Origin of the sequence: Myxococcus sp. AM010, assembly GCF_013372585.1 — a bacterium.
GTDB classification, from domain to species: Bacteria; Myxococcota; Myxococcia; order Myxococcales; family Myxococcaceae; genus Myxococcus; species Myxococcus vastator.
The window spans coordinates 1-24,928 of sequence record NZ_JABXEO010000061.1 but is presented as its reverse complement, the minus strand read 5'-3'; the positions used below and the strand labels follow the sequence as shown (position 1 = coordinate 24,928).

Sequence of the window (24,928 nt, the reverse complement as noted above, 5' to 3'; positions counted from 1 at the left end):
TGTTCCTTCAAGCGGATTCCTCGTCCGGCTCCAGTGGCCCTCCGCCCATCCGGCCAATGTCCTCGCGCCGCACCTTGTCGACGTTGAACTTCCGGGCGCTGGCCAGCATCCGGTCCACGGTGGCGTCGAAGTCCGGCTTCCCGCCGTCCTTGCGGAAGCGCAGGAAGTTGATGCGGGCGACGACGAAGTTCTTGAGGTACGGGCTCTGGAGGCCCCGCTCCTTGAGGGCGTCCACGACGGCCACCACGGCGTCATCCAGCTCCAGGAGCCGCCGGGCCCGGGCCTCGCGCAGGGGCAGGGCGTCCTGGAGCGGCGTGTCGAGGAAGTCCTCCACCGCCTTCACGAAGGGGTGGTAGGCGCCCGCGGAGAAGCGGGGGCGCTGCTCGTAGGCGGCGCCCAGGGTGACGAAGGAGGGCTCCTCGAAGAGGTGGGCGAAGGCCGTCTCCGGCCCCCTGCGCTCCGCGCCCACCAGGCCGCGGTACATGCGGATGACCTCCAGCGAGCGCTCCTTGAGGTTGTGGGCCTTCTCCGTGTTGAGGGCCAGAATCTGGTAGGCCACGTCCTCCTCCGGCAGCACCAGGGCGATAATGGACTTGGCGCCCAGGAGCCGGCTGGCGTGCAGGCGGTGATTGCCGTTTGGCGTCCAGTACCGTCCGTCCTTGCGCACGGCGATGACGGGGTCCAGGAAGCGGTCCAACCGCTCCATGGCGCCGGCCAGCCGCTTCACGTGGGGCTCGGACACGTCGCGCTGGTAGGGCGTGGGCTCCACCTTGTCGATGGGCAGCACGGAGAACACCACAGGGTGGCCGCCCAGCGGGTCGCGGTACACGCCGAGCACCTCGCCGCCGTCCTCGCGCACCGCCTCCAGCAGCTGCGTGGGGTACTCCACCGAGTCGCTGGCCACCTCCGCGGGGGACAGGCCCCGGGACTTCGCCGCCGCCTTCTCGCGGCGGGGCTTGCGCGGCGTGGCCGCCTTCTTCACGGCGGGGGACTTGCGTGCGGACTTCGCTGCCATGGGCTGCACCCTCCTCGTGCTGCTTGGAGCGTTCTACGAGGGGGCCCTGACACGTCCCCCGCCGGCGCACGGTAGGGGGGACGTGTCAGGGTGGGCTACTCGCCCGAAACGGTGAGCTGCCGGAAGCGGACAGTGGGCGCGCCCACCGAGCCGCCGCGGAACTGGAGGTCGCTGCCGATGCCGTCCAGGTCCTTGAGCATCTGCAGCAGGTTGCCCGCCACCGTCACCTCCTGCACGGGGTGCGTCAGCTCGCCCTTCTCAATCCACAGGCCGTTGGCGCCCGCGGACAGCTCGCCCGTCACCGCGTCGGTGCCGTGGCCCAGCAGGGCGGTGACGTAGAAGCCGCTGTCCACCTCGCGCAGCAGCGCCTCCGGCGTCTTCGAGCCCGCCTCCAGGTACAGGTTGCTGGTGCCAATGGAGGGCAGCCCGTTGTAGCCGCGTGACGCGTTGCCGGTGGTGCGCGCCTTCGCCTTGCGAGCGGTGAACGCGTCGTAGAGGAAGGACTTGAGCACGCCCTGTTCAATGATGGGCGTGCGCCGCGTGGGCACGCCCTCGCCGTCGAAGGGCGCGGTGGCCAGCCCGCGGGGCATGAGGCCATCGTCCACCAGCGTGACGTGCGCGCCCGCCAGGCGCTTGCCCAGCAGCGGGGCCAGGAGGCTGGCCTTCTGGTACACGGCGTTGCCGTCCGCCGCGCCGGCCACGTCCGACACGAAGGACGCGGCCACCTGCGGGTCGAACAGCACGGGCACCTGCTGCGTCTTCACCCGCCTGGCGCCCAGCATCCGCACCGCGCGGCGCGTGGCCTCGCGGCCGATGGACTCCGGTCCGTCCAGGTCATCCAGGAAGCGGCGGTAGTCCATCCAGTAGCCTGTCTGGAGCCCCTTGCCGTCGGAGGCCACCGGCGCCGCGTACAGGTACACGTAGGTGCCGGAGTACGCGCCCGTCACGCCCTCGCTGGAGGCCATGTAGACCTCGGACACGGAGTCCCCGGCGCCCACGCCGTTGAAGGCGATGATGCGCGAGTCCTCCGCCCGGGCCGCCTTCTCCACCTCCAGCGCCGTCTTGATCTTCCAGTCCCCGGGGAGCTCGGCGACCTGGGTGTCGAAGAGCAGGCCGGTGTCACCGAAGCGGCCCAGGTCCTTGCCGGAGGGCAGGCCGTTGAGCTTGCTGGGGGCGGAGAACTCGGCCAGCTTCAGGGCCTGGTCCACGATGTGGTCCACGGCGCCGGGCTCGAAGTCGGACGTATAGGCGAAGCCCAGGCGGTCCTTGAGCACCACGCGCACGCCCACGCCCTTGCTGGTGGACTGCGTGAGGTCTTCAATCTGCCCCTGGTGCACGCGCACGCTGCTCTGGCGGCCCACCTCCAGGAAGGCCTCCGCCTGGCGGGCACCCTTGCGCCTGGCGCGCTGGACGATTCTCTTCGCGAGCTGCTGGTAGTCCATGGTTGGTGCTCTCTCTCAGGCGACCTTGGTTCCGCCAACGGTGATGTTGTCGATGCGCACGGTGGGCAGCCCCACGCCCACGGGCATGGACTGGCCATTCTTCCCGCATATGCCCATGCCCGGGTCCGGCATGGGGTCGCAGCCCACGCGTGACACGTTCTTCATCGCCTCCGGCCCCACGCCGATGAGCGTCGCGTTCTTCACCGGGCGGCCCAGCTTGCCGTCCTCGATTTGATAGGCCTCGCTGACCTCGAAGACGAAGTTGCCGTTGGTGATGTCCACCTGCCCGCCGCCGAAGGTGGCGCAGTACAGGCCGCGCTTCACCTCCTTGAGGATGTCCTCGGGGGCGTGGTCACCCGGGGCCAGGAAGGTGTTCGTCATGCGCGGCATGGGCAGGTGCTTGAAGGACTCGCGCCGCCCGCTGCCGGTGCTGCGCTGGCCCATGAGCTGCGCGTTGAGGCTGTCGTAGAGGTAGCCCTTGAGCACGCCGTTCTCGATGAGGACCTTGCGCTCGCCGGGGTTGCCCTCGTCGTCGATGTTGATGGAGCCGCGCCCGCTGGAGACGGTGCCGTCGTCGATGATGGTGACCAGGTCGGACGCCACCTGCTCACCCAGCTTCCCCGCGAACAGCGAGGTGCCCTTGCGGATGAAGTCCGCCTCCAGGCCGTGGCCCACCGCCTCATGCAGGAGGATGCCGCTCCAGCCCGGCGCCAGCACCACCGTCTGCGGGCCGGCCGCGCAGTCCACCGCGCCCAGCGTGGCCACCGCCTGACGCGCCGCTTCCCGGGCCACGTCCTCCGGGGAGAAGGCGTCGAAGTGGCTGAAGGGCACGCGCCCGCCGCCGCCGTACATGCCGGTGCGCTGCTCGCCGCCCTTGCCCTGGGCCACCACCCTCACCGAAAGCCGGCACAGGTCCTGGGTGTCCTCGGTGTAGCGGCCGTGGGTGTTGGCCACGGCGATGCGCCGCGTCTGGTCCACGTAGCCGCCGTTGACCTGCTTCACCCGTGCGTCGAAGGCGCGGGCGGCCTTGTCGGCGCGCATGAGCAGGCCCGTCTTCAGCGACACCTCCACGTCCATCAGCGGGGTGCTGACGTGGTAGTGGCTGGGGACCGCGGCGCGGCGCACGGGGAAGCTGCGCTCGGCGCCGCCACCCTGGGCAATCATGGCCGAGGTGGAGGCCGCGCGCAGCAGTGCGGGCTCGTCCCAGTCGTCGGAGAAGGCGTAGCCCACCTTCCCGCCGGAGATGACGCGCACGCCCACGCCCTGGACCAGGCCCGTCTGGGCGCTCTTGATGCGGGATTCTTCCAACTGCACCGCCGTGGTGAGCGTGCGCTCGACGTACACCTCCGCGAAGTCGCCCCCACGCTCCATGGCCACGGCGAGCAGGCGCTCGAGCAGCGGCTGGGGCAGCAGGGCGGCGGGCGTGGACCGCCGGGCCACGGGTGGGGCCAGCTTCGAAGAGGGGGCGCGCTTCGAGGGCGCAGACGCTCGGGGCATATTTCGGAACTCCCGCGGTGAAGTCGATGGGGTATGTGGCAGCCTACATAGGAGGGGGCGCCGCCGGGAGCAACGCTCAAGGGCCCCCGTTCTTTCCCTGATCCGCGGCCTGTCCGCATTCCCACCATGGAGACGGCGCTCTAAGATGCCCGGCGCTTCGAGACTGGAAACCGCCCCATGCCTCCTCGTCCTCCTCCCTCTTCCCGTGCTGGCGCCGGTCGTTCCGGTGGTGCTGCGGGTGAGGACCCAGACTCCATGAAGTCCCCCGCCCGGCGCCGCCCCGTGTCCGAGGACGAGGACTTCGCCGCGCCCGCATCCGGCGAGGACGGCTACCCAGACGACGGGCCGCCCAACCCGGACCTCTACGGTGAGGAGGAACCGGGCCGCTCCCGCACAGGTGAGACGCGCGTGGCCTCCGTCGAGTCGGTGGAGGCGGAGCGCCGCTCCCGCGACGAGGACGAAGACGACAACGCGGACGCCACGCGCGCGGGTCCTCCGGTGCAGATGGAGGTGCTGGAGGGGCCGGACAAGGGCCGCAGGAAGCGCTTCCAGAGCGTGCGGATGGTGGTGGGCCGCAACAAGGACTGCGACTTCGTGCTGGAGGACCAGTCCGTGTCCCGCCGGCACCTGGAGCTGGTGTACGGGCAGGCCGGCGTGGTGATGCGGGATTTAGGCAGCGTCAGTGGCACCCAGGTCAACGACCAGCGCGTGGACGAGTGCCTGCTGAAGCACGGTGACGAAATCTCCGTGGGCAAGACGCGCCTTCGCTTCGTGGACGAGGCGGAGCAGATCAAGGAGCTGCGCGCCCAGGCGGAGGCCCGCGAGGCGGAGGAGAAGCGCGAGCGCGAGGCGGCCGCCCGCGAGGCGGAGGAGAAGCGGAAGAACCAGGCCGCCGCGCGTGGCAGCGAGGCGGACCCGAACGACCCGCGCTTCAACGAGGCCACCAACGCCAACTACAAGCTGCCCGACTCGCTCAAGGAGGGCTCCGGCGGCAAGGGCGCGGTGGCCGTGCCCCGGTCCCGTCCGCCCATCCGGAGCACGCCGACGCGTTCGAGCGGCGGTGCCCTGACGGGCAAGCAGAAGGCGCTCATCGGCGGTGGTGGCGCGCTGGTGGTGGTGCTGGTCATCGGGCTGATGCTGATTCCGTCCGGGCCGCCGCCCCCGCCTCCACCGGACCCGAACGTGGAGCGGGCGAAGGTGTTGATGCAGCAGGCGCGCGAGTCCGTGCGCGCGGAGGACTTCGCCAACGCCGTCCGCCTCGTCGGGGAGGCGGAGAAGCTGGTGCCGGGCATCGACGCGGACAACCTGGCCCGGGGGGGCGCGCACGCAGTTGGAGGTGATGACCTCGCTGGACGCGGTGCGGGGCCTCATCGAGGAGAAGCAGTTCGACGAGGCGCGCGCGAAGCTGGAGGCGACGCCGCAGGGCACGGCGAAGACGGATGACCTGCGCCGCAAGCTGGCGACGGAGCTGGAGGAGCAGGACATCGCCTGGCGGCTCCAGCAGGTGGAGGAGTCCTTCGCCTCGCGCGACCCGGAGACGATTCGCCCGCTGATTTCGCAGCTGCCGCCGCTGAACCGGCCGGCCTACGAGGTGAAGCTGACGGACCTGGAGGCCGAGCTGGCGAAGGAGGCCCAGGACGCGTCGCGGCGCAACCGCAACGCCGCGGCGCGCGCGGCGGAGCTGGCCAAGGAGCGGCGCAAGGAGTTCATCGCCGAGGCCTTCGCCGACGTGGAGCGCCGCTTCAACGGGGGGGACTACCAGCGCGCCGTCCTGGAGTGTGACCGGGTGATGGACAAGCACCGGGCGGAGAAGGACGTGAAGGACCGGGCCCTGGCCCTCAAGCGGCTGATTCCCCAGTTCCGGCGCGCGCTGGAGGACGGGCAGAAGAAGCTGGACGCCAACTCGCTGGAGGCGGCGGCGAAGCCCCTGCGGCGCGCGGCGGCGCTGTACCGCCAGATTGGCTTCCGGGGCTCGCTGGGGAACAGCATCGACGAACAGCTCGCGTCGTCCTCGCTGGCGGCGGGGCAGAGCGCGCTCAAGAAGGGCGACCTGGGCGCGGCCGGCGCGCACTTCCGCGAGGCGCTGCGGCTCAACCCGGGCGACGGGCGGGCGCGTGAGGGACTGGAGACCCTGCAGAAGAAGGCGGAGGAGCTCTTCCTCCGGGCCTACATCCAGCGGGACAGGGATCCGCAGGCCGCGGCGGAGATGTTCAAGGTCGTCATCGAGACGGCCTCGGAAGGCTCCGACGTCAAGCGCAAGGCGGAGATGTATCTGAGCGAGCTGCAGCCGTGAGTGGCGGCGGGCCGACCATGATTTGCCGGGGAGAAAAGGGATGAACGAGTCGTCGCTGCGTGAGCTCGGGATGGACCTCATCGAGGAGCGCCAGTTCGAGCGAGCCCTGGCCGTATTCGCCGAGGCGGTCCGCCGCGTCCCCGCGGACCACCGCGCGCGGATGCTGGCCGCGCGCTGCCTGGCGGAGCTGGGCGAGCGTGAGCGCGCCGTCACCGCCTACCACGCCTGCGCGGAGGGGCTGCTGCGCCGTGACTACCTGCTGTCCGCCATGGCCGCGTGCAAGCTGGCGTTGGACCTGGCGCCCAACGAGCGGCGCCTGAAGGAGACGCTGTTTCGCGTGCACGCGCGCGCGGTGCGCAACGCGCCGGGCCGCGCGGTGGTGCCCCCGCCGCTGCCGCCCGAGGTCCTCTACGACGGCAAGGTGGAGACGGACCTGATGGGGCTGCAGGGCGAGGAGCTGTCCAGCCGCGCCATCGAAGTGCTGGCCGCGACGGACCCGGGCGGCGCGGCGGACCCCAACAGCCGTCCGCCGCTGCCGCTGTTCGCGGAGCTGGAGCGGGATGCCTTCGTGGACCTGGTGCGGCTGATGGCGTGGCGCCGCGTGAAGCCGGAGGAGGCGGTGAGCCGCGAGGGCGAGCCCGCCGACTCCCTCTACGTGTTGGTCGCTGGCAAGGCGGAGGTGACGCGGCAGATGGAGGGCGAGGCGCGCACGCTGGGCTTCCTCGGCGGCGGCTCCATCTTCGGTGAAATCGCGCTGCTGACGGGCGCGCCGCCCACGGCGACGGTGTCCGCGGTGTCGGACACGGAGGTCTTCGAGATTCGCCGCGAGCACCTCAACGCGGTGGCCAAGAGCCACCCCTCGGTGCCGCAGGTGCTGGCGGACTTCGCGCAGCAGCGCATGGCGCGCAACCTGATGGCCACCTCGCCCATGTTCCAGACGATGCCGGAGTCGGAGCGGGGCGCGCTCTTGGGGCGCTTCACCTTCCGGGCGCTCCAGGCGCGGGAGAAGGTGCTGGTGGAGGGCGAGCACTCGCCGGGGTTGTTCCTGGTGCTGGCCGGGGAGCTGGTGGTGCAGAAGGAGGACCCGGCGGGCGGCGTGGTGACGCTGGGCATGCTGCGCGAGGGCGAGGTGGCGGGCGAAATCTCCCTGCTGACGGGCCTGCGCGCCACGGCCACGGTGGCGGCGGCGCGCAAGACGGCGGCGGCCTTCCTGGAGCGCGCGGCCTTCCACGAGCTGGTGACGGCCGTCCCGGACATCCGCACATACCTGGAGCAGCTGTCGGACCGCCGGCTGAAGCAGATTGGCGAGGCGCTGCGGCCCGCGGAGATCATCGACGCGGACGAACTGGTGCTCGAGCCCGAGGCGGCGTGAGGCGGCCATGGTGAACGTGACGCGCTCGCAGGTGGTGGGCGGGGTGCTGGCGCTGCTGGCGGCCGGCGCGGTGCTGTACTTCTGGCCTCGGCAGCAGCTCACCGTGGAGGAGGCCATTCGCCGCCAGGTGGTGGTGATGACGCGGGAGGCGGAGGAGAAGGACGTGGGCGGGGTGATGGCGCACGTCTCCGAGCGCTTCCGCTCCAACGGGCAGGGCGGCTGGTCGAAGAAGGACGTGCGCGGCATCCTCACCGCGCAGGTGCTGCGCGGCCAGTGGGTGCGCGTCTTCGTGACGAATTTGGAGGTGCGCGAGGTGTCTCCCACGGAAGGGGAGTTCAACGCGCGCTTCATCTTCGGCCGCTCGCAGGCGGAGAAGGTGGAGGACCTGGCCGCCGACAGCGTGCTGAGCGCCTACCTCATCGAAGGCGCTTTCGAGAAGGAAGAGGACGGCGAGTGGCGCGTGGTGCGCGCCCGCCCTGAGTCCATCAGCCCCACGGACCTACTCTAGGAGCGAGCCCGACTCCGCCTTCCAGGCCTTGGCCATGCGGGCCTGGCCGGCGGACTCCAGCCGCTCGCGGATGTCCTCCACGCGCTCCGCCAGCGCCTCGCGCGGAGTGCCTTGCGCCCGGGCTCGCGCGAGCCCGAAGAAGTAGTGCTGGCAGCCGGCGGCGTGCTCGCCCTGCGCGAAGAGTAGGTCCCCCATGGCGGTATAGGCCTCCGCCATCAACCCCGCGCCGCTGTCGGGGGCCACGGCGGCCAGCAGCGGGCGGGCGCCCTCGTAGTCCTTGCGCGCCAGCAGCAGCGCGCCCTTGGCGTACTGGGCCCGGGCCAGGTCCACGCCGCGCGCGGCAAGGGCCTTGTCGTAGGCGGCCAGGGCATCGTCCTGACGAGAGGCGGCCTCCAGCACGCCGCCGCGCGCCAGCCAGTAGCGGCTGTCCTTCTCCAGGAGGCCCACCTGCGTGCCGTCCGGGCTGGTGGTCCGCACCGGGCCGAAGGTGGCCTCGTATGCGTCCAGCAGGGCCACCGCGCCGTCGGTGTCGCCCGCGGTCTGCAGCGCCCGCGCGCCGTCCAGGTAGAGCAGGGGGGCGTTGCGACGCCGGGCCACGGCCGCCTCGAACGCCGCGCGCGCCTGGGCGTCACGCTTCACCGCCAGGGCCCGGGCCCGGGCGAAGAGGGCGTAGTGCTCATCGGGGACGGCCTTCAGCGCTTCGTCCGCGGCCTTCAGTGCCTCGTCGGGTGCGCCGCGGGCCAGCGCCAGCTCCGCCTTCAGCGCGCCCGCGCGGGCCTTCAGGCCGGGCGTCAGCTCCGCGCCTCGGGCCTCCACGCCGGAGAGCACCTGCCGCGCCGCCTCCGCCTTGCGCCCCTGGTAGGTGTGGGCCAGCGCGGTGGACACGCGGGCCAGCAGGTGGTCCGGGTTGACGCTGGTGGCCTTGGCGAAGGCCTCCACCGCCTGCGGGTACTGGCCTTCATCCAGCAGGGCCTCGCCGTATGCGGTGGTGAAGCGTGGGTCGCGCCAGGCCGCCTCCGCCGCGCGGGCGAAGGCCTGCCTCGCGCCGGGGAGGTCGCCGCGCGCCTGGAGCGCCAGGGCCCGGGCCAGCGTCAGCCGGGCGTTGTTGGCGCCGCGGGCCTCGAGCCCGGCCAGGTACTGCTCCGCCTCGGCGGCCTTGCCCGCGGCCAGCAGGTGCAGGGCGTGGGCGCCGTAGCGCTCGCCGGACTGCGACTCCAACTGCTCGGCGCGGGAGAGGTGCTCGCGGGCCTTGGCGTCCGCGCCGGGCTGACGGTGCTCCAGCCACAGCACCGTCTGGATGTCGGCGGCCAGGGCCTGGGCGTCGCGGGCCTCTGCGTCGAGCTGGAACAGGGCCTCCAGCTCCGTCATCGCGCGGGCGAGGTCGGCGGGGTTGCCACGCATGGCGGCCGTGCGGGCCGCGCGCAGGTGCTCCTCCGTCTGCTTGCGGACGGTGCCTCGGTGGACGAAGAGGGCCACCGCTCCCGCGAGCAGCACCGCCACCACGCCCACCTGAACCAGCGCGCTGGTGAGACTTTCGCGCCGCTGCCAGTCCTTGCGCCCTTCGGTGCCCATGGACCTGTCCCCCGCGCTGGAGTTGGATGTGCGCCGGCCGTGATGCCGGGTATAGGAGCCGCGCTCAGATAGGAATGGTCCCCCGGGCTGTCAACGGGGGGCGGCGGCGTGAACACGGACGTGGGAGGTCAGAGGTATGGCGGTACACACGGCGCTACCCCCCGAGGCATTCGAGCGGGTCGCGGAGGCATTCGGGCTGGGGGCTGTGCACGAGGTGACGCCCATTCCCCAGGGCTCCATCAACACCAACCACCGCGTGGAGACGCAGCGCGGGCGCTACTTCGTCCGGCACACCACGGTGCGCTCCGCGGACGACTTGCGCTTCGAATCCGCGCTGCTCGCGCACCTGGCCGCGTACCACTTCCCCGGGCCCGTGCAGTTGACGACGCTCGACGGGGCGACCTTCCTGGAGCTGGAGGGCGGCCGCGTCAGCGTCTTCCGCTGGCTGCCGGGCGAGGAGCTGCGCCACCCGGCCCTCACCGCCGACCACCTGGAGCGGCTGGGCGCGGAGCTGGGCAAGCTGCACCGCGACACGCAGTCCTTCTCCGGCTCGCGGGAGAATCCCTACGGCCCGGAGACGGTGAGCGGCTGGCTGGAGGCGCTGGCGGCGCACCCGGACGCGGCGCTGGCGGCCGTGGCGCGTGAGCTTCAACGCGACATGGAGACGTCGCGCACCCTGCGGCAGGGGCTGGAGCCTCGCGGCGTCATCCACGCGGACCTCTTCATGGACAACGTGAAGTGGCTGGGGGACCGCGTGGGCGCCTTCTTCGACTTCGAGATGGCGTGCCGGGAGGACTACGGCCTGGACGTGGCCATCACCCTCAATGCCTGGTGCTTCGACGGCGGGCAGTACCTGCCGGAGCTGTGCCGGGCCTTCATCCGTGGCTACGTGGACGTCCGGCCGCTGTCCGCCGTGGAGCGCACGAACCTCTTCGGCCATGCGCTCTACGGGGCGGTGCGCTTCACGGCGAGCCGCATCCGCGACTATCACCTGTCCCCGCTGCCGGCGGACAAGCTGGTGCGCAAGGACTACCGCACCTACCTGAACCGGGCCCGTGCCTTGAATGCCATGGGGCCCGAGGGCTTCGCCGCGCTGCTGGGCCTGTGAGGGCCCGGCGGCGTCAGATGCCGGTGATGATCTTCCAGGTGCCGTCTTCCTTGCGCAGCACCATCTGCTCCAGCTCGGACTCCTTCATGGGGCGCGAGTGGAGCGACGGCATCCGCCAGGTGGCGTCCCAGTAGTAGATGGCGGCGGCCACGTCCTCGCCCACCTGGATGCGGCGGATGCTCAGCTCGATGCGCGGGCCCTGGATGCGGGGGAACACCCGCTCCAGGTAGGGCACCAGGGTCTCCGCCGTCAGGTCGTCGCTGGGGTCGTTCGGCGTGCCGCCATCATCCCGGAACGAAGGTGAGATGAGCTTCTGGATGGCCTGGGCGTCCCGGGCCTCCAGCGCGGTGCGGTACTGCTCCATGACGGCCAGGATGGCGCGCGTGTCGGAGTTGTCGACGATGTCCGTGCCGGGGATGCGCTTCGGGGCGCACGCGGCCAGCAGGGACAGGACGCAGAAGGCGAGGAAGCGTTTGAGCATGGCGGGGCCTTATTGGGACAACCCGACGGAAGTCAACCCATTCCCAGGCCCCGCCAGGGGCGGGTGGACGACTAACCGGGGCGGATGACCTCGGCGATGAACCGGTTGAGCACCGGCACCTCGTTGTCGAGAATCTTCAGGCCCTCCGACTGGATGACCTTCTCCGCGATGAGCCCCAGGGGCTTGAGGAGGAAGGGCAGCTTGAGGGCGATTTCACCGTCCATCACCCGCTCCGTCTGGCCACCGCCCACGTCGCGGAAGCGCATGGTGCCGGTGTTCACCAACATCTTGGAGATCTTGTTCGAGGTGGGGACGTTCTCGAACCTCAGCTCCTTGCGGCGCTTGTCATAGGTGGACGTCTCGACAAACGCGAACCACTCCGGGGGCACCGTCTTGGGGCCAATCTTCTCGATGACGGGCCTGGGGCGGTAGCGCACGCGGCGGCGCACGACGTCTCCGTCCGGCTTCACCTCCAGGGGCTGCAGCTCCAGCAGCACGCCGTGGTGCTGAAGCAGGAACGCGAAGTACCGCTCGTCGAGGAGCGCGCGCTCCACCTCATCCACCGTCCCCTGAATCCGATGCCGCGACTCGAAACGCATCCACGTCCTCCTTGCCAGGCTGGCACGTCACCGCTGTCTGGCTGCCTGCCTAGCCGAAAAGCGTGGCTAGCGGAAAGCCTGTCGTGGCACGAGCAGTCCACGGAAGGTCTTCTCCTCGAAGTCGCAGCGCTCCCGCCACTCGTCGGCGGAGGCCCGGAAGGCGGCGCCAAAGTCCGGTAGTGCACCGACCTCGTGCCGCACCGCGCCGCAGTCGCCTGACAAGTAGGCGGACTCCACGCGCATGCGCAGGGCCTCGCGGCGCAGCGCGTCCGGCAGGCCTTCCGCCGCCAGAGCCTGTTGCAGGTAGCCGGTGGCCAGCGTGGGCGAGCCCACCTGCTGGAGCCGCCGGCCCATGAGGTAGTTGAGGAACGGGTCCGTGGGCACCGCGTCCAGGGCGCGCGCGAGGAGCAGCAGGCGCACCTCGTCCTGGCCGGCCCGGAAGTATGCGTCGATGGGGGCCTGGCGCGCGGCGTCCTCCATGGCGGCGAGCTTCACCTGGGCGGTGCGCGTCAGCTCCGGCCCGGCGTCCTTCGACAGGACGGTGTCGAGGAAGCGGCGGGCCTCGCCGGGCTGCTCACGGCGCAGCGCGACGTCCGCCCGCGCCATGGCGACCTCCGCCTCCAGCACGGCCTGTCCCTTCATGCGCTCGCCCACCGCGGCGAGCACGGCGTCCGCGTCCGCGTAGCGCTCCAACTGGGACAGGGCGACGGCCTCGCCCAGGCGGAAGTAGGGCTCGTCGGGCTGGAGCTCGGCGGCGCGGCGGTAGCGCGCCAGCGCGTCCTCGGGGTCGCTCGCCAGCGCCTGCCGGGCGGCGTCCGACAGCCGCGCCACCTCGCGGGCGCAGGCGCGGGTGAAGAGGCTGCCGGCGCGGAAGCGCGCGAAGGCCCGCGCCACGGAGGCGTCGTCCAGGGGGAGCGCGTCCACGTACTGCTCCCACTCGGTGACGAGCTCTCCCAGGGGACGGCCGTAGGCGGCGTCGAAGTCCGCGTGGGCATAGACGGCGCGCAGCCGGTCCGCGCCGTAGGTGTCCGCCAGGTAGCGCAGGAACGAGCCCGCCACGGTGTACGCGCGCGCGGGCGCCGACTGGTAGAAGCCCTGCGGCCCCATCAGCTTGCGCATGTCCGGCGCCAGCTTCTGCCGGCGCATGCCCGCTGCCCACTGGTGCAGCGTGAGGTCGCCCTGCACCGGGCCGTCCGCGGCGACGGCGAACCCTTCGATGACGCCCATGAGCGGCCAGACGCCCAGCCGGGTGGTGACGCGGAAGGGGCCGCTGCCCGCGGGGGCTGCCATGACGTGCGCCAGCTCATGGTGGAGCACGGAGTGGGGGAACGGCCGGTCCTGGATGTGCAGCTCATGGCGCCAGGGCTTGGCGAACTGGGTGCGGCCGGCGCCCACCAGGCGCTGCTTCTCGTGTTCGTCGCGGTAGAGCCAGACGTGGATGGGCTCGGTGGGGGCCACGCCCAGGAAGTGCCGCGTCTGGGCCCAGCGGAACTCCAAGTCGCGCGCGAAGCGGTCCACGTCCTCGCGCGGCTTGCCTCGCCAGTAGTGGAAGACGAAGTGCTCCGTCTCCCGCAGGCCGCCGAGCTCCTGGGTGAGCCACGCGTCCGTCATCCGCAGGCCCAGGGCGGGGCCGCGCGCCTCCATGTAGGCGATGGCGGCCAGGGGCAGCGCCAGGGCGGCCAGCGTCGCGCGGCGCAGGCCGGTACGGCGCAGGCGCCCGGTGCCCAGGTCCAGCAGGGCGCAGGAGAGCCCCGCGAGCACGGTGACCCACAGCAGCGTCTCCAGGCGGAACCAGCCGAGCGCGGCGGAGACGCCCAGGGCCTCGTCGTACAGGGGCCCGGGCATGTGCCCCAGGAAGTGGTTGAAGGCGAACACCTGGGGCCCGGCGACGATGGGCCACGCGGTGGGCACGGCGGAGACGAGGATGAGGAGGGCGTACAGCCCCACGGCCCGGCGGGGGCGCTCGGCCGTGAAGCCGCACAGCACGCCCGCCGAGGCGGCCAGCGCGGCCGAGGGGAGGGTGAGCATCGGATAGAAGCCCACCAGTGCGAACGGGTCACACTCGGTGCGCAGCCAGGCGAACAGGGTGGCCACCAGGAAGGGGGGCACCAGGACGCCGACGTTGAGGAGCAGGGCGGCGCCCAGGGCCCGGGCCACTGCTCCGGCGGGCGTCTGGGGCCGGAGGGCCCCGGGGGGCGTCGGGGCGGTGCCCATGAGGATTCGGCGCTCCTGGGCGGCCGCGGCGATGCCCATCCCCCCTCCGAGCAGGCCCACGGCGATGGAGAGGGCCAGGCTCAGCTCGAAGCCGGGGACGCCGAAGAGGGGGAGCAGGACGAGCGCCGAGCCCCCGCCCGCGAGCAGGAGGCCGGTGGCCAGGACGGCGGGGCGACGCAACAGGCCAGAGGCGCGGGTGAGGACTTGCCGCATGGCCTCTCCTATACTCCCGGCCAGCATGTCCGAACAGAAGACAGGTCCAGAGCACCGCCAGAACGGGCGGGCGCCCATCGAGCTGAAGGTCGACTACAAGAAGCTCAACTCGTTCTTCGCGGACTACACGAAGAACATCAGCAAGGGTGGCACGTTCATCAAGACGAAGAAGCCGTTGCCTATCGGCACGCGCTTCCTCTTCAAGCTGACGGTGCCACACCGGGAGGCCCCCTTCGAATTGCTGGGTGAGGTCGTCTGGTCCAAGGCGGACGCGGACGAGCCCGGCATGGGCATCCGCTTCATCTACAGCAGCGAAGCGCAGCGGGTGGAGTTCGAGACGGTGGTGGAGGGGCTGATGTCCGACAGCCTCGGCGGCGAGCTGACGGAGAAGCTGCTCAACAAGCCGCTGCACTCGCACTCATGAAGCACGGCCTTCGGTGGATGGTGGTGGCGGTGCCGCTGCTGGCATCGGCCTGCCAGCAGGAGGCGCAGGGCAGCGCGCCCCGCGCCACGCCGAAGGCCGCCGAGCCGCGTCCGCGCGTCACCGACGTCACCGCCGAGGACTACGTCATGCAGCCGCTTCCGCGTGGATATGTGCGGCTGGAGGACGCCTTTGGCGGAGCGCACCGGGTGGAGGTGGAGATCGCCGCGACGGCGGACGCGCGCGCCCGGGGCATGATGTGGCGCAAGGAGCTGGCGGAGGGGAAGGGCATGCTGTTCCTCTTCCCGCACGAAGAGGTCCAGGGCTTCTGGATGCGCAACACGCTCATTCCGCTGGACATGCTCTTCATCACTTCCGACCTGCGTGTGGCGGGCATCGTGTCGCGCGCGGAGCCCCGGTCGCGTGCGACGCGCTCCGTGGGCGCGCCCAGCCAGTACGTGCTGGAGGTGCCTGGCGGCTGGACGGAGAAGGTCGGCATCCGCAAGGGCAGCACCGTCCGCTTCGAGGGCGTGGCGGGCTTGGATATCGAGCCGTGAGGAACGGCCACGACCTCCGAACCAAAGTGACATGACCGACCCGTGGGACAATCCGGGCCCCGGCGTGGTGGGCGAATCTCGATGAGATTGACGAGACGTTGCTGACCGCGGAACCCGGCGTGCTGGAGTCGTTCGCGTCACGAATCGACGCGCACTGGAGTCAGCGCCAGGCGCGGACGGCACGAGCCCGTGTCTGTGAATGAGCGCGCTTGCTCGGCAAGTCATGGACGGACCGATTCCACCCCATCACAGTCCGTGGTTGAGGCAACAACGCGTGACGCAACCGAGGGGGTATGCAGATGATTGGTATGACTATTACAGCGCCAGCTCGTACCAGACGCTCGTCGGACAAGTCGGGTGTGCGTGCGGCTCGACGCCAGTGGCCTGGGGACGCAGGTCGATGCACGTCATCGAGCGGCTGCCCGAAATGCCCTGCCCGTAATCAAGCTGGCGTGCGCCGCTCCAGGAGCTCCGTGGCGCGGCGGATGAGCTGCTGAATGGTGACGGTGCCCAGGAACCGCTGCTGGGCATCCGTGACGGCCACCGGGTCATAGAGCGCCTCGGGCGCGCGCTCCATGGCGAGCCGCGCCAGGGTGGTGAGCGCCATCCGGTCCTCGACGATGAGCGGAGCCACCTGCGCCGCGCCCTTCGTGCCCGTCAGGCGCCGCAGCACCAGCGCCTCCAGCCGCTCGCCATGCACCACGGCGACGTGGTCCACGTCGGCTTTCTGCTGGAACAGCCGCTCCAGCTCCTCGGGCGTGACGGGCCGCTCCACGCAGTTGCGGCGGATGACGATGCTGCCCACCGTCTCGTCGTCCTCGTCCTCGCGGAAGTCGAGCGCGCGCATGGCCTCATGGCGCCGCGCCTCGAACTCGCCGCTGGGCAGCACCGGCACGGGCGCGGGGCGGGCCACCAGGTAACCCTGCGCGTGCCGGATGCCCAGGCGGAGCAGCACGGTCAGCTCGTCCCACGTCTCCACGCCTTCGGCGATCAGTGTCGCGTTGACGCTTGCCGCGAAGGCCACCAGCGACTTCACCAGGTGCTGCTGATAGCTGTGCCGGTGGATGTCGCGCACCAGCGCCTGATCCAGCTTGATGAACTGCGGCGCGCTGTTCACCAGCGTCACCAGTCCGGAGTGCCCCGCGCCGAAGTCATCCAGCGCGATGCCGAAGCCCAGCGCCGAGCACTGCCGCGTCAGCCGTTGTAGCAGCGCGTTGTCCTCGAACGCCGCCTTCTCCGTGATTTCGAGCACCAGGTTCTTCGGGTTCAGCCCGTAGCGCGCCAGCAACTCCTCCGTGGAGCCATCCCCGAAGCGCGGGTCGCTCAACACGTCGGGACTGACGTTGAAGAAGAAGGGCGCGCTGCGTTGTGCCTCTGGCAGCGTGGCGATGCAGCGCAGCGCGGAGGTCCAGCACGCGCGCTCCAGCTCCCACGTGTAGCCTTCCAAGCGCGCCTGCGTGAAGAGCACGTGCGGCTCGCGGAACTCGCCTGGTCCTCGCGACAGCACTTCGTGCCCGATGACCTCACCTCGCAGCAAGTCCACGATGGGCTGAAACACCGAGGTGACGCTCGGCTCGTCACCATTCCACAGCCAGGCGGGGGCTGGTGCGGAGGAGAGGGGCAGGCTCATGTGTGGAAATTGTAGCCGAACCCACCGCAGGCTCCATGCCCTCCCCGAAAGAAGCTGCAGGGCCGCATGTCATGGCGTGGCAAAACGCCAGGGCGAGGCCGGCGCTCAAGGCTCGCGGACCCTCGGCAGCTCGCCTGCCGAGCCAGACGCCGGGCTGCCGTCCGACGCATCCGAGTGCATGGAAGCCCCCTGAATCATTGGAACTACGTCCTCCATGGACTGAGCTTCCTCCGACTGAAGGGAGGAGAGGGCCCGGAAGCGGCGCGCCAGGGCGGACAGCTCCGCGGCCTTGAGCTGGGCCTGGCCGCTGCGCAGTGACAGCAGGGCCACGCGGGCCCGCTCCAACTGCGCCACCTCTACCCTCAGGCGGGCGAGGATGCGCTCGCGCCGTTGTTTCAGGCCGCCCAGCCGCTCCACCTCCTCGCCCAGGGAGGCCGCGGCCAGCTCGAGCTGACGTCGCGCGAAGGCATCCGTGCTGGCGCGGGCGCTGCGCTCCAAGTCTTCGCGCTCGGCCTGGAGGTCCGCTTGCGCGTGCTCCTCGAGTTGAGCCTCCACGCCCGCCCACTCGGACGCGAGCTCCGCCGCGTCGCGCGTCATCTTCCCCAGCGTGCGCGCCAGCTCCTCGCGCGCGGGCTCACGAGGGAGCATCGCCAGGGACTGGCCACATTGCCGGTACAGGTTCAACGCCCGCTCGGTCAGCGCATGGAAGTCACCGGCGAGCTGCGGCAACAGCGCCTCCACGCGCGCCTCCACGGGGTCCGCTGACAGCGCCAGGTGCGCGGCCACCGCGCTCAGTCCCACGAAGAGGCCCAGGATGCCGCCCGCCACGCCCGCGCCCAGCAGCGCCGGCGTGGCCAGGTCCGTCAGTCGCGCGGAGAAGACGCGGGACACTTCCATGCCGCCCAGCGTCAATCCCGCGCACAGCGCCGCGCCCAGTCCGAAGTGGAAGAGGGTGGGGCGCGCTTCCGCCACCTGGCCATTCTCCCCGCGCTCACTGAGTCGCGAGCGCACCAGCAGCGCCCCCGCCGCCGCCGCGCTGAACGCCACCGTCCAGCCTGGGGCCATGCCCAGGGCATAGGGCAGCGCGGTGAGGAGCACCCCCAGGCCCCCGAGCAGCACGCGGTCCCACCTGTCGCCTCGCGCACACCCGAGCACGACGGCGGCGGGGACCATCCACGCCAATGGCAGCGGCAGGCCCAGACGCGTGATGGCCAGATGCAGGATGCCGGCCCCGGCCCCCGCAGTGAGCGCGCGCGTCACGGTCTGTTCGAAGGCCTCGCGGTGATGGAGCTGCAATAGAGTGGCGTTCATCGACTCCCCACGGATGTAGGCCGGGCAGGAACTGTTCCTTTCACGCATGGGTGGCGAAAAAGGTCTGCGATGAAGAGCCCCGTCGTTCCCGAGACGATGCGCGCGCTGGTCCTCACCGCCTATGACGGACGGCCGGAGTCCCTGCGCGTGGAGTCCCGGCCGGTGCCCCGGCCCACCACGGGCCAGGTCCTGGTTCGCGTGGCCGCGGCGCCCATCAACCCGGCGGACTTGATGTTCATGCGCGGGCAGTACGGCATCCGCAAGCCGCTGCCCGTGGTGCCGGGCCTGGAGGCCAGCGGGACGGTGGTGGACTCGGGCGGCGTCGCGGGCCGGCTCCTGGTGGGGCGCCGCGTGGCGTGTGTGGCGCCCGGTGAGGGGGACGGCCTGTGGGCGGAGTACGCGGCGGTGCCGCTGGGCCAGTGCCTGCCCCTGCGCTCCCAGGTCTCCGACGAACAAGGCGCCAGCCTCTTCATCAACCCCTTCACCGCGTGGGTGTTGATGGAGCGCGCGAAGGAGGGCGGCCACGCCGCGCTGGCCCAGACGGCCGCCGCGGGCACCATGGGACGGATGCTGCTGGCGCTCGCGAAGCGACGCGGCGTGGCCCTGGTGAACGTGGTGCGGCGCCCGGAGCAGGTGGCCCTGCTTCAGGACCTGGGCGCGGAGTACGTGCTGAGCACCCACGAGCCCGAGTTCGAGGAGCGGCTGCTCCGCGTCTGTCACGAGCTGAAGGTGTCGCTCGCCTTCGACCCGGTGGGCGGCCGGCTCACCGGGCAACTGCTCCACGCGCTGCCGGAAGGCGGCACGGTCATCGTGTATGGGGCGCTCTCCGAACAGGAGTGCCGCATCGCGCCCGCGGACCTCATCTTCGGGCGCAAGCGGGTGGAGGGCTTCTGGCTGTCGGAGTGGCACCGCCAGGGCTTCGGCGCCGCGCAAATCAAGGCGCTGATGGGCGTGCCATCGCTGGTGGGCCAGACGCTGGAGACGCCCGTGCGCGCCCGGCTCCCGCTGGAGTCGGCGGGCGAGGCGGTGCGCATCGCCTCCGCGGACATGACGTCCGGCAAGGTGCTCTTCATGCCCGGGCAGGGGCAGTCACCGTGAGCCGGACTCACGCCTTGTCGCGAGAGATGGGGCCCGTCTTGGCCTTTGTCACGCGCAGGTAGTCCGCGGGAGCGAGCACGAGCTGCGTGCCACGCGCGCCCGCGGACACGGCGATGGCGTCGAACAGCGCCATCGTCTCGTCGACGTACACGGGGAAGTCCTTCTTGCCGCCGATGGCAGTGCAGCCGCCCCGGATGTACCCGGTGAGCGGCTGGAGCTCCTTGAGCGGCACGGTGTCCACCTTGCGATCGCCGCTGAGCCGGGCCAGGGCCTTCAAGTCCAGCTCCGCGTTGCCGGGCACCACCGCCATCAACACGCCGGTGCGGTCGCCGCGCGCCACCAGCGTCTTGAAGACCTGCTCGGCGGGCATGCCCACCTTGGCCGCCACCGTCTCCGCGGACAAGTCCTCCGGGTCCACGTCGTAGTCGCGCAGCGAGTACGTCACGCCGAGCGAGTCCAGGAGCCGGGCGGCGTTCGTCTTCACGGCCCTACATCCCCAGCGCGGTGGCGGCGGCCTGCACGCGGGCGAGCGCGTCCTCGGGCGAGCTGCCCACCGCGGACAGGTGCCCCATCTTCCGGCCCTTGCGCGCCTCCCGCTTGCCGTACAGGTGCAGGCGGACGCCAGGCATGGCCAGCACCTGCTGGAAGCGCGGGCCGCCGTCCTTCAGCCACAAGTCGCCGAGCAGGTTGACGATGGCCGCCGGACGCACCACCTCCACGGAGCCCAGCGGCAGGTTGCACACCGCGCGCACCGCCTGCTCGAACTGCGAGGTGAGGCACGCCACCTCGGTGGAGTGGAAGCTGTTGTGCGGGCGCGGCGCCAGCTCGTTGACGAGCACGCCGCCGTCCTTCAGCAGGAACAGCTCGATGACGAGCAGGCCCTCGACCTGGAGCGACTCGGTGATGCCGCGCGCCAGCTCCGTGGCCTTGTCCAGGACCGCGGTCGGCAGCGGCCCCGGCAGCAGCGACCACGCGAGGATGCGCTCCTCGTGGTGATTGAAGGCCGGCGGATACACCGCCACTTCTCCGTTGGGGCTGCGGGCCACCAGCACGGACAGCTCGGACTGGAGCGCCAGCGCGGCCTCCACCACCACGGAGCGCTCACCCAGCTCGCGCCACGCCTGGGCGGCCTCGCCCGCGGACGTCACCTCCACCTGCCCGCGCCCGTCGTAGCCGCCCTCGCTGGACTTCACGAAGCAGCGTCCGCCCAGCGCCTGGATGGCCTCGGCCAGCTCCGCGGCGGAGTGCGCCTCGCGCCAGGGGCCCAGGGGGAAGTCGCCCTTGGCGAGCCAGCCCTTCTGCCGGCCCCGGTGCTGAATCACGCGGAGCACGTCCGCGCCCGGGCGCATGGGCGCGTGCCGCGCCACCGCTTCCAGCGTGGCGAGGGGAATCTTCTCGATTTCGAGCGTCACGGTGTCGCACGCGCGCGCCAGCGTCTCCGCGGCCGCGGTGTCACCGAAGGACGCGGTGACACACCGGTCCACCACGGAGTGGGCCGGGCAGTCCGCGTCCGGGTCCAACGCCTGGACCTGGAAGCCGAGCGTGCGCGCGGCCAGGGCCATCATCCGCCCCAGCTGGCCGCCGCCGAGCATGCCAATCGTGCCGCCGGGCAGCACCACGCGCGAGCTCATGACAGCTCCCGGTGCGCCAGCACCTCGTCGGTGCGCGCCTTGCGCCAGGCCCCGAGCCGCTCGCGCAGCTCCGGGTACTTCAGGCAGAGGATGGCCGCGGCGTGCAGGGCTGCGTTGGCCGCGCCTGGCTTGCCAATGGCCTGCGTCCCCACGGGCACACCCTTGGGCATCTGGACGATGGACAGCAGCGCGTCCAGGCCGCTGAGCAGCGTGGTGGGCATGGGCACGCCGATGACGGGCAGCAGCGTCTTGCTGGACACCATGCCCGGCAGGTGCGCCGCGCCGCCCGCCGCGGCGATGATGACGGACAGCCCGCGCGACTCCGCGGTGGACGCGTACTCCATCATCCAGTCCGGGGTGCGGTGCGCGGACACCACGCGCACCTCGTGCGGGATGCCCAGCTCCTTGAGGATGTCGACCGCGGGCTGCAGGTGCTCCAGGTCGCTCTTCCCGCCCATGATGACCCCGACCCATGGGGTGACCGTGCTCGCCATTGGTGTGCGCGCCTCCGTGCGCTGTCCCGCCGAAACCAGGAGGAACGCGGAGATAGGGCGGGGGGATTCCGCGGGTCAACACGGAAAGGCGCGGGTGACACGGATGACACGCCGGCCTTCCCGCATTCCCGGTGTGCACCCGCACACAGGGTGGGGCAGGGGAGGAGCCCCTGCCCGCCACCCAGACGGCTAGGCCGCGGAGACGTTGCGGTCGCTGCCCTCGCGGTAGAGGGCCTCGATGGCGTCGTTGTAGCGGGCCACGACGTTGCGGCGCTTCACGCTCATCTTGGGGGTGAGCATGTCGTTGGCGACGGTGAAGTCCTCGCTGACGAGCAGGAAGCGCTGCGGCCGCTCATAACCCTTCACGTCGCGGGTGAACTCGTTCACCTGCTCGCGGTAGAGCTGGAGCACCTCGGGGCGCTTGAGCAGCTCCGGCATGGACGTCGTGTCCAGGCCCTTCTCCGTGGCCCACTTCTTCAGCGTGTCCACGTCCACGACGATGATGGCCACGTTGTACGGCTTGTTCATGCCGTGGACCAACGCGTTGGCGATGTAGGTGGAGAGCGTCAGCGACTGCTCGATGGGGCTGGGCACCACGTACTTGCCGTTCTCCAGCTTGTACTGCTCCTTGATGCGGCCGGTGATGTAGAGGTAGCCGTCCGCGTCCAGGACACCCATGTCACCGGTGCGGAAGCCGCCGTTCCCGGTGAACACCTTCTCGTTCTCCTCGGGCTTGTTGTAGTAGCCCATCATCACGTTGTGGCCGTGGACGACGATTTCGCCCTGCGTCGCCTCGCCGGTGGCCGCCGTGTCGATTTCGATGCGCACCCCGGGCAGCGCCTTGCCCACCGAGCCAATCTTCCGGTTGTTGGGGAAGTTGGCCGTGGCGATGGGCGACGTCTCCGTGAGGCCGTAGCCCTCGTAGACGGTGATGCCGAGGTTGTCGATGAACTCCGCCACCTCCTTGGAGATGGCCGACCCACCGGAGAAGGCGTACTTCAGCCGCCCGCCGAAGCGCGCGCGGACCTTGGAGAAGACCACCTTGTCGAAGAAGGCGTGCTGCAAGTCCAGCAGGCCGCTCGACTTGCCCGCCTCCGCGAGCGCGCGCCGCTGGGCCGCCACCGCGAGGCCGCGGTGGAACATGAACCGCGTCACCGCCTTCTCGCCGGCCATGCGCTTCTGCAGGCCGTCGTAGATGCGGTTGAAGATGCGCGGCACGCTGAACAGCAGCGTGGGCTTCACCTCGGAGAGGTTGTCGATGATCTTCTCCACCGCCTCCGCGATGGCCATGGACGCGCCCATGGACAGCAGCGCGTGCAGCTCCACCGTCTGGCCGAAGACGTGCGCCCAGGGCAGGAAGGCCAGGGAGCGGTCCTCCGTGCTCATGGGGAACACCTCGTGCATCGCCGACACGTTGCGGGCGATGTTCGCGTGGCTGAGCATCACGCCCTTGGGCTGTCCCGTGGTGCCCGACGTGTAGATGAGGCCGGCCAGGTCCGTGGGCTTGGGGCTCACCAGCGGCGTGGGCGTCTCCGCGCCCCGCCGCAGCAGCGTCGCGAAGCTGTCCGCGTCGCTGGGGGTGCCGCTGAGGCGGATGATGTGCTCCAGGTGCGGCAACTCCGCGCGCACGGACTGGATGCGCTGCGCGATTTCATCCGTGGCACAGAAGACGACCTTGGCGCCGCTGTCGTTGATGATGAACTGCAGCTCCTTCACCTGCTGCGATTCGTACATCGGGACGTAGGCGCCGCCGAGCGTGTACGTGGCGTACGCGCCCACCGCCCACTCCAGGCGGTTGTTGGAGATGACGGCCACGCGGTCGCCCACGCCCACGCCCAACTGTGCGAGCCCGCCTCGCAGGTCGTCGACCATCTCTCCGAAGCGGGAGTAGGTCGTCCAGACCCACTGGCCGTTCTTCTTCTCCCCAAAGAGGTCGCGGCTGCCGAAGGTGGAGGTGCTGCGCTTGAAGATGTCGATGAGGGTCTGGAACTGCGGGAGCTGCATGAGGGGGGCTCCACTCGGAAACAGGTTGGTTTGAGGCGCCGCAGCTTAAGGCTGAACGCGTCCCGGGTGGGCCCATTCCTGAAACTTCACGCTCCACCTGCACATAATCGTGAACACGACGCAGTGCGGCGGGGCGTCTGGGTGACGTGCGGGACGACTCTCAGTACGTGGAGCCGAGCTTGCCGAAGCTCTTGAGGGCCTTCACCTTGCTCTGCTTCACGAGCGAGCGCCGGGCCTCTTCGCCCTCCGCGCTGTCGTACGCATCCATGACGGCCCGCTGCTCGGCCTGGTCCGCCGCCACCGCGGCGCTCCCGGACACCTCGCTGGCCTCGTCGAAGAGCGCCTGGTTGCGCTGGAGGTAGAGCTTCGCCTCGTCCTTGCGTCCCTCGCTCAGCGCCTCGGCCGCCTTCTGCATGTTGACGGCGCTGCGCGCCCGGGCGGCGTAGACGGTGGCTTCGCGGTCCTGGCGGGCGAGCACCTCCTCGCGCCGGTGGGTCACCACCGCGGACAGAGAGGCTTCGGTGGCCACGTCCGCGTCGCGGATGAGGTCGGTGTACGCCAGCTTGAGGTCCATCACCCGTGCCGTCCGCCCCGCCGCGTCCCCGGTGACGTTGAGCCGCATGACCACGCGCTCCAACTGGCCCGCGGAGAAGTCGGGCAGCGACACGTGCACCTGATTGCCAGACTGGCTGGCGCGGTAGCCCAGCACCTCGCCCAGGGACGTGCCAGGGGGCAGGGTGAAGGTCATCGTCACGCCGCGCGCCACCGTCGTGCCGGCCTGCTGCAGGTCCTTCTGGAAGAGGGTGGAGAGCTGGGCGGCGTCCTCCAGGAAGCCGTAGGCGCCGGCGCCGTAGTCGGCGAAGGCCTGCATCAGGTCCTCGTTGAAGTCGGTGCCCACGCCAATGGCGCTCAGGGTGATGCCGGTGGCGCGCAGCTCCCGCGCCACCCGCGTCAGCTCGTCGTCGGAGGTGAGGCCCTCGGTGGGCTGGCCGTCACTCATGAGGATGAGGCGGTTGACGCCGTAGTTCCGCTGCGCGGTGGACAGCTGGTAGCGCCCGGCGGACAGGCCCGCGCCGATGTTGGTGCCGCCTTCGTCCCAGATGCCGTCCACGTACTGGAACATCCGCTCGCGGTTGGCGGCCGTGGCCTCCAGGGACGGCAGGCTCTTCACGTCCGAGCCGTAGTGGATGATGGCCAGCCGGTCCGCGTCACTCAGCAGCCCGATGAGGTGCCGCGCCGCCTGCTTGGCCTGGGCCAGCTTGTAGCCGCTCATGGAGCCCGAGCGGTCGATGACGAGCGCCAGGTTGACGGGGCTGCGCTGCGCCCCCGGCACCTGCGCACCCGACAGGTCGAACGTGGCGAACAGGTCGGAGGCGCCCGTGGGGATGTACGGATGGGACAGCCGGCTCGTCAGCGTCAGCGAGCCCCCCGTGGCGGGGACGACGGGGGGCGTGGGCGGGACGGGCGG

General features: G+C 70.9%; 22 protein-coding genes. 8 read left to right on the top strand and 14 right to left on the bottom strand.

The annotated features are described in order from the left end of the window. Positions 1-7: 7 nt before the first annotated feature. The 3 genes from HV826_RS24960 to HV826_RS24950 form a co-directional block, all read right to left on the bottom strand. A complete protein-coding gene (locus HV826_RS24960) occupies positions 8-1,015 on the bottom strand; it encodes a ParB/RepB/Spo0J family partition protein (protein ID WP_176419482.1) in 1,008 nt (335 codons plus the stop codon). 95 nt (positions 1,016-1,110) lie between these two features. Further along, positions 1,111-2,457 carry a TldD/PmbA family protein gene (locus tag HV826_RS24955; RefSeq protein ID WP_176419481.1) on the bottom strand — a complete coding sequence of 449 codons (1,347 nt, stop codon included), beginning with the start codon at positions 2,455-2,457 and terminating at the stop codon, positions 1,111-1,113. A 15-nt stretch (positions 2,458-2,472) separates the two neighbouring features. Then, the gene (locus HV826_RS24950; protein WP_176419480.1) at positions 2,473-3,954 is read right to left on the bottom strand and encodes a TldD/PmbA family protein; all 1,482 of its coding nucleotides are present in this window, start codon (positions 3,952-3,954) and stop codon (positions 2,473-2,475) included. A 255-nt stretch (positions 3,955-4,209) separates the two neighbouring features. Between HV826_RS24950 and HV826_RS37435 the strand changes: the two genes are divergently transcribed. The 4 genes from HV826_RS37435 to HV826_RS24935 are packed head-to-tail and all read left to right on the top strand — an operon-like array spanning position 4,210 to position 8,127. After that, a complete protein-coding gene (locus tag HV826_RS37435) occupies positions 4,210-5,397 on the top strand; it encodes an FHA domain-containing protein (RefSeq protein WP_255217396.1) in 1,188 nt (395 codons plus the stop codon). Further along, on the top strand, positions 5,294-6,247 hold the full coding sequence (locus tag HV826_RS37430) for a hypothetical protein (RefSeq protein WP_255217395.1): 954 nt from the start codon (positions 5,294-5,296) through the stop codon (positions 6,245-6,247). The genes HV826_RS37435 and HV826_RS37430 overlap by 104 nt, the downstream gene beginning before the upstream one ends. Positions 6,248-6,287: 40 nt before the next feature. After that, positions 6,288-7,619, top strand: a complete 1,332-nt coding sequence (locus HV826_RS24940; RefSeq protein WP_176411073.1) for a cyclic nucleotide-binding domain-containing protein — start codon at positions 6,288-6,290, stop codon at positions 7,617-7,619. A gap of 7 nt (positions 7,620-7,626) precedes the next feature. After that, complete coding sequence (locus HV826_RS24935; protein WP_176419479.1) at positions 7,627-8,127, top strand: hypothetical protein; 501 nt, start codon at positions 7,627-7,629, stop codon at positions 8,125-8,127. Here HV826_RS24935 and HV826_RS24930 read toward each other — a convergent pair. Then, the gene (locus HV826_RS24930; RefSeq protein ID WP_176419478.1) at positions 8,119-9,699 is read right to left on the bottom strand and encodes a tetratricopeptide repeat protein; all 1,581 of its coding nucleotides are present in this window, start codon (positions 9,697-9,699) and stop codon (positions 8,119-8,121) included. The genes HV826_RS24935 and HV826_RS24930 overlap by 9 nt on opposite strands. A gap of 136 nt (positions 9,700-9,835) precedes the next feature. Between HV826_RS24930 and HV826_RS24925 the strand changes: the two genes are divergently transcribed. Then, positions 9,836-10,807, top strand: a complete 972-nt coding sequence (locus tag HV826_RS24925; protein WP_176419477.1) for a homoserine kinase — start codon at positions 9,836-9,838, stop codon at positions 10,805-10,807. 13 nt (positions 10,808-10,820) lie between these two features. Here the strand turns inward: HV826_RS24925 and HV826_RS24920 are convergent, their stop codons facing one another. The 3 genes from HV826_RS24920 to HV826_RS24910 all read right to left on the bottom strand — a co-directional run bounded on the left by HV826_RS24920 (position 10,821) and on the right by HV826_RS24910 (position 14,314). Then, a complete protein-coding gene (locus HV826_RS24920) occupies positions 10,821-11,288 on the bottom strand; it encodes a nuclear transport factor 2 family protein (protein WP_176419476.1) in 468 nt (155 codons plus the stop codon). A gap of 71 nt (positions 11,289-11,359) precedes the next feature. After that, on the bottom strand, positions 11,360-11,887 hold the full coding sequence (locus HV826_RS24915) for a hypothetical protein (RefSeq protein ID WP_163782400.1): 528 nt from the start codon (positions 11,885-11,887) through the stop codon (positions 11,360-11,362). Positions 11,888-11,953: 66 nt separating this feature from the next. After that, positions 11,954-14,314: a tetratricopeptide repeat protein gene (locus tag HV826_RS24910; RefSeq protein ID WP_176419475.1), complete on the bottom strand. Its 2,361-nt coding sequence runs from the start codon at positions 14,312-14,314 to the stop codon at positions 11,954-11,956. Between the two features lie 25 nt (positions 14,315-14,339). On the opposite strand from HV826_RS24910, the gene plpQ reads away from it, so the two are divergent. Both plpQ and HV826_RS24900 read left to right on the top strand, forming a co-directional pair. Continuing rightward, complete coding sequence (gene plpQ, locus HV826_RS24905) at positions 14,340-14,738, top strand: motility regulator PlpA (protein ID WP_002639025.1); 399 nt, start codon at positions 14,340-14,342, stop codon at positions 14,736-14,738. Positions 14,739-14,755: 17 nt separating this feature from the next. Next, entirely contained in the window at positions 14,756-15,292 is a 537-nt protein-coding gene (locus HV826_RS24900) for a DUF192 domain-containing protein (RefSeq protein ID WP_176419510.1), read from the top strand. A 442-nt stretch (positions 15,293-15,734) separates the two neighbouring features. On the opposite strand, the gene HV826_RS24895 is transcribed toward HV826_RS24900, so the two are convergent. Together HV826_RS24895 and HV826_RS24890 are read right to left on the bottom strand one after the other, a co-directional pair. Beyond that, a complete protein-coding gene (locus HV826_RS24895) occupies positions 15,735-16,922 on the bottom strand; it encodes an EAL domain-containing protein (protein ID WP_255217394.1) in 1,188 nt (395 codons plus the stop codon). Positions 16,923-17,027: 105 nt separating this feature from the next. Then, complete coding sequence (locus HV826_RS24890; RefSeq protein WP_255217393.1) at positions 17,028-18,233, bottom strand: hypothetical protein; 1,206 nt, start codon at positions 18,231-18,233, stop codon at positions 17,028-17,030. A 69-nt stretch (positions 18,234-18,302) separates the two neighbouring features. Here HV826_RS24890 and HV826_RS24885 point away from each other — a divergent pair, with 69 nt between their 5' ends. Next, a complete protein-coding gene (locus HV826_RS24885) occupies positions 18,303-19,331 on the top strand; it encodes a zinc-binding dehydrogenase (protein WP_255208020.1) in 1,029 nt (342 codons plus the stop codon). 7 nt (positions 19,332-19,338) lie between these two features. Here HV826_RS24885 and ybaK read toward each other — a convergent pair whose 3' ends face one another. From ybaK to HV826_RS24860, 5 genes are all read right to left on the bottom strand, one after another. Next, positions 19,339-19,815 carry a Cys-tRNA(Pro) deacylase gene (gene ybaK, locus HV826_RS24880; RefSeq protein WP_176419473.1) on the bottom strand — a complete coding sequence of 159 codons (477 nt, stop codon included), beginning with the start codon at positions 19,813-19,815 and terminating at the stop codon, positions 19,339-19,341. Between the two features lie 4 nt (positions 19,816-19,819). Beyond that, entirely contained in the window at positions 19,820-20,962 is a 1,143-nt protein-coding gene (purK, locus tag HV826_RS24875; protein ID WP_176419472.1) for a 5-(carboxyamino)imidazole ribonucleotide synthase, read from the bottom strand. Beyond that, entirely contained in the window at positions 20,959-21,456 is a 498-nt protein-coding gene (purE, locus tag HV826_RS24870; protein ID WP_176419471.1) for a 5-(carboxyamino)imidazole ribonucleotide mutase, read from the bottom strand. The genes purK and purE overlap by 4 nt, the downstream gene beginning before the upstream one ends. A gap of 189 nt (positions 21,457-21,645) precedes the next feature. Further along, on the bottom strand, positions 21,646-23,460 hold the full coding sequence (locus HV826_RS24865; RefSeq protein WP_176419470.1) for a long-chain fatty acid--CoA ligase: 1,815 nt from the start codon (positions 23,458-23,460) through the stop codon (positions 21,646-21,648). A gap of 160 nt (positions 23,461-23,620) precedes the next feature. Further along, positions 23,621-24,928, bottom strand: a 1,308-nt coding sequence (locus tag HV826_RS24860) for a VWA domain-containing protein (RefSeq protein ID WP_176419469.1), incomplete at its 5' end; no start/stop codon positions are given.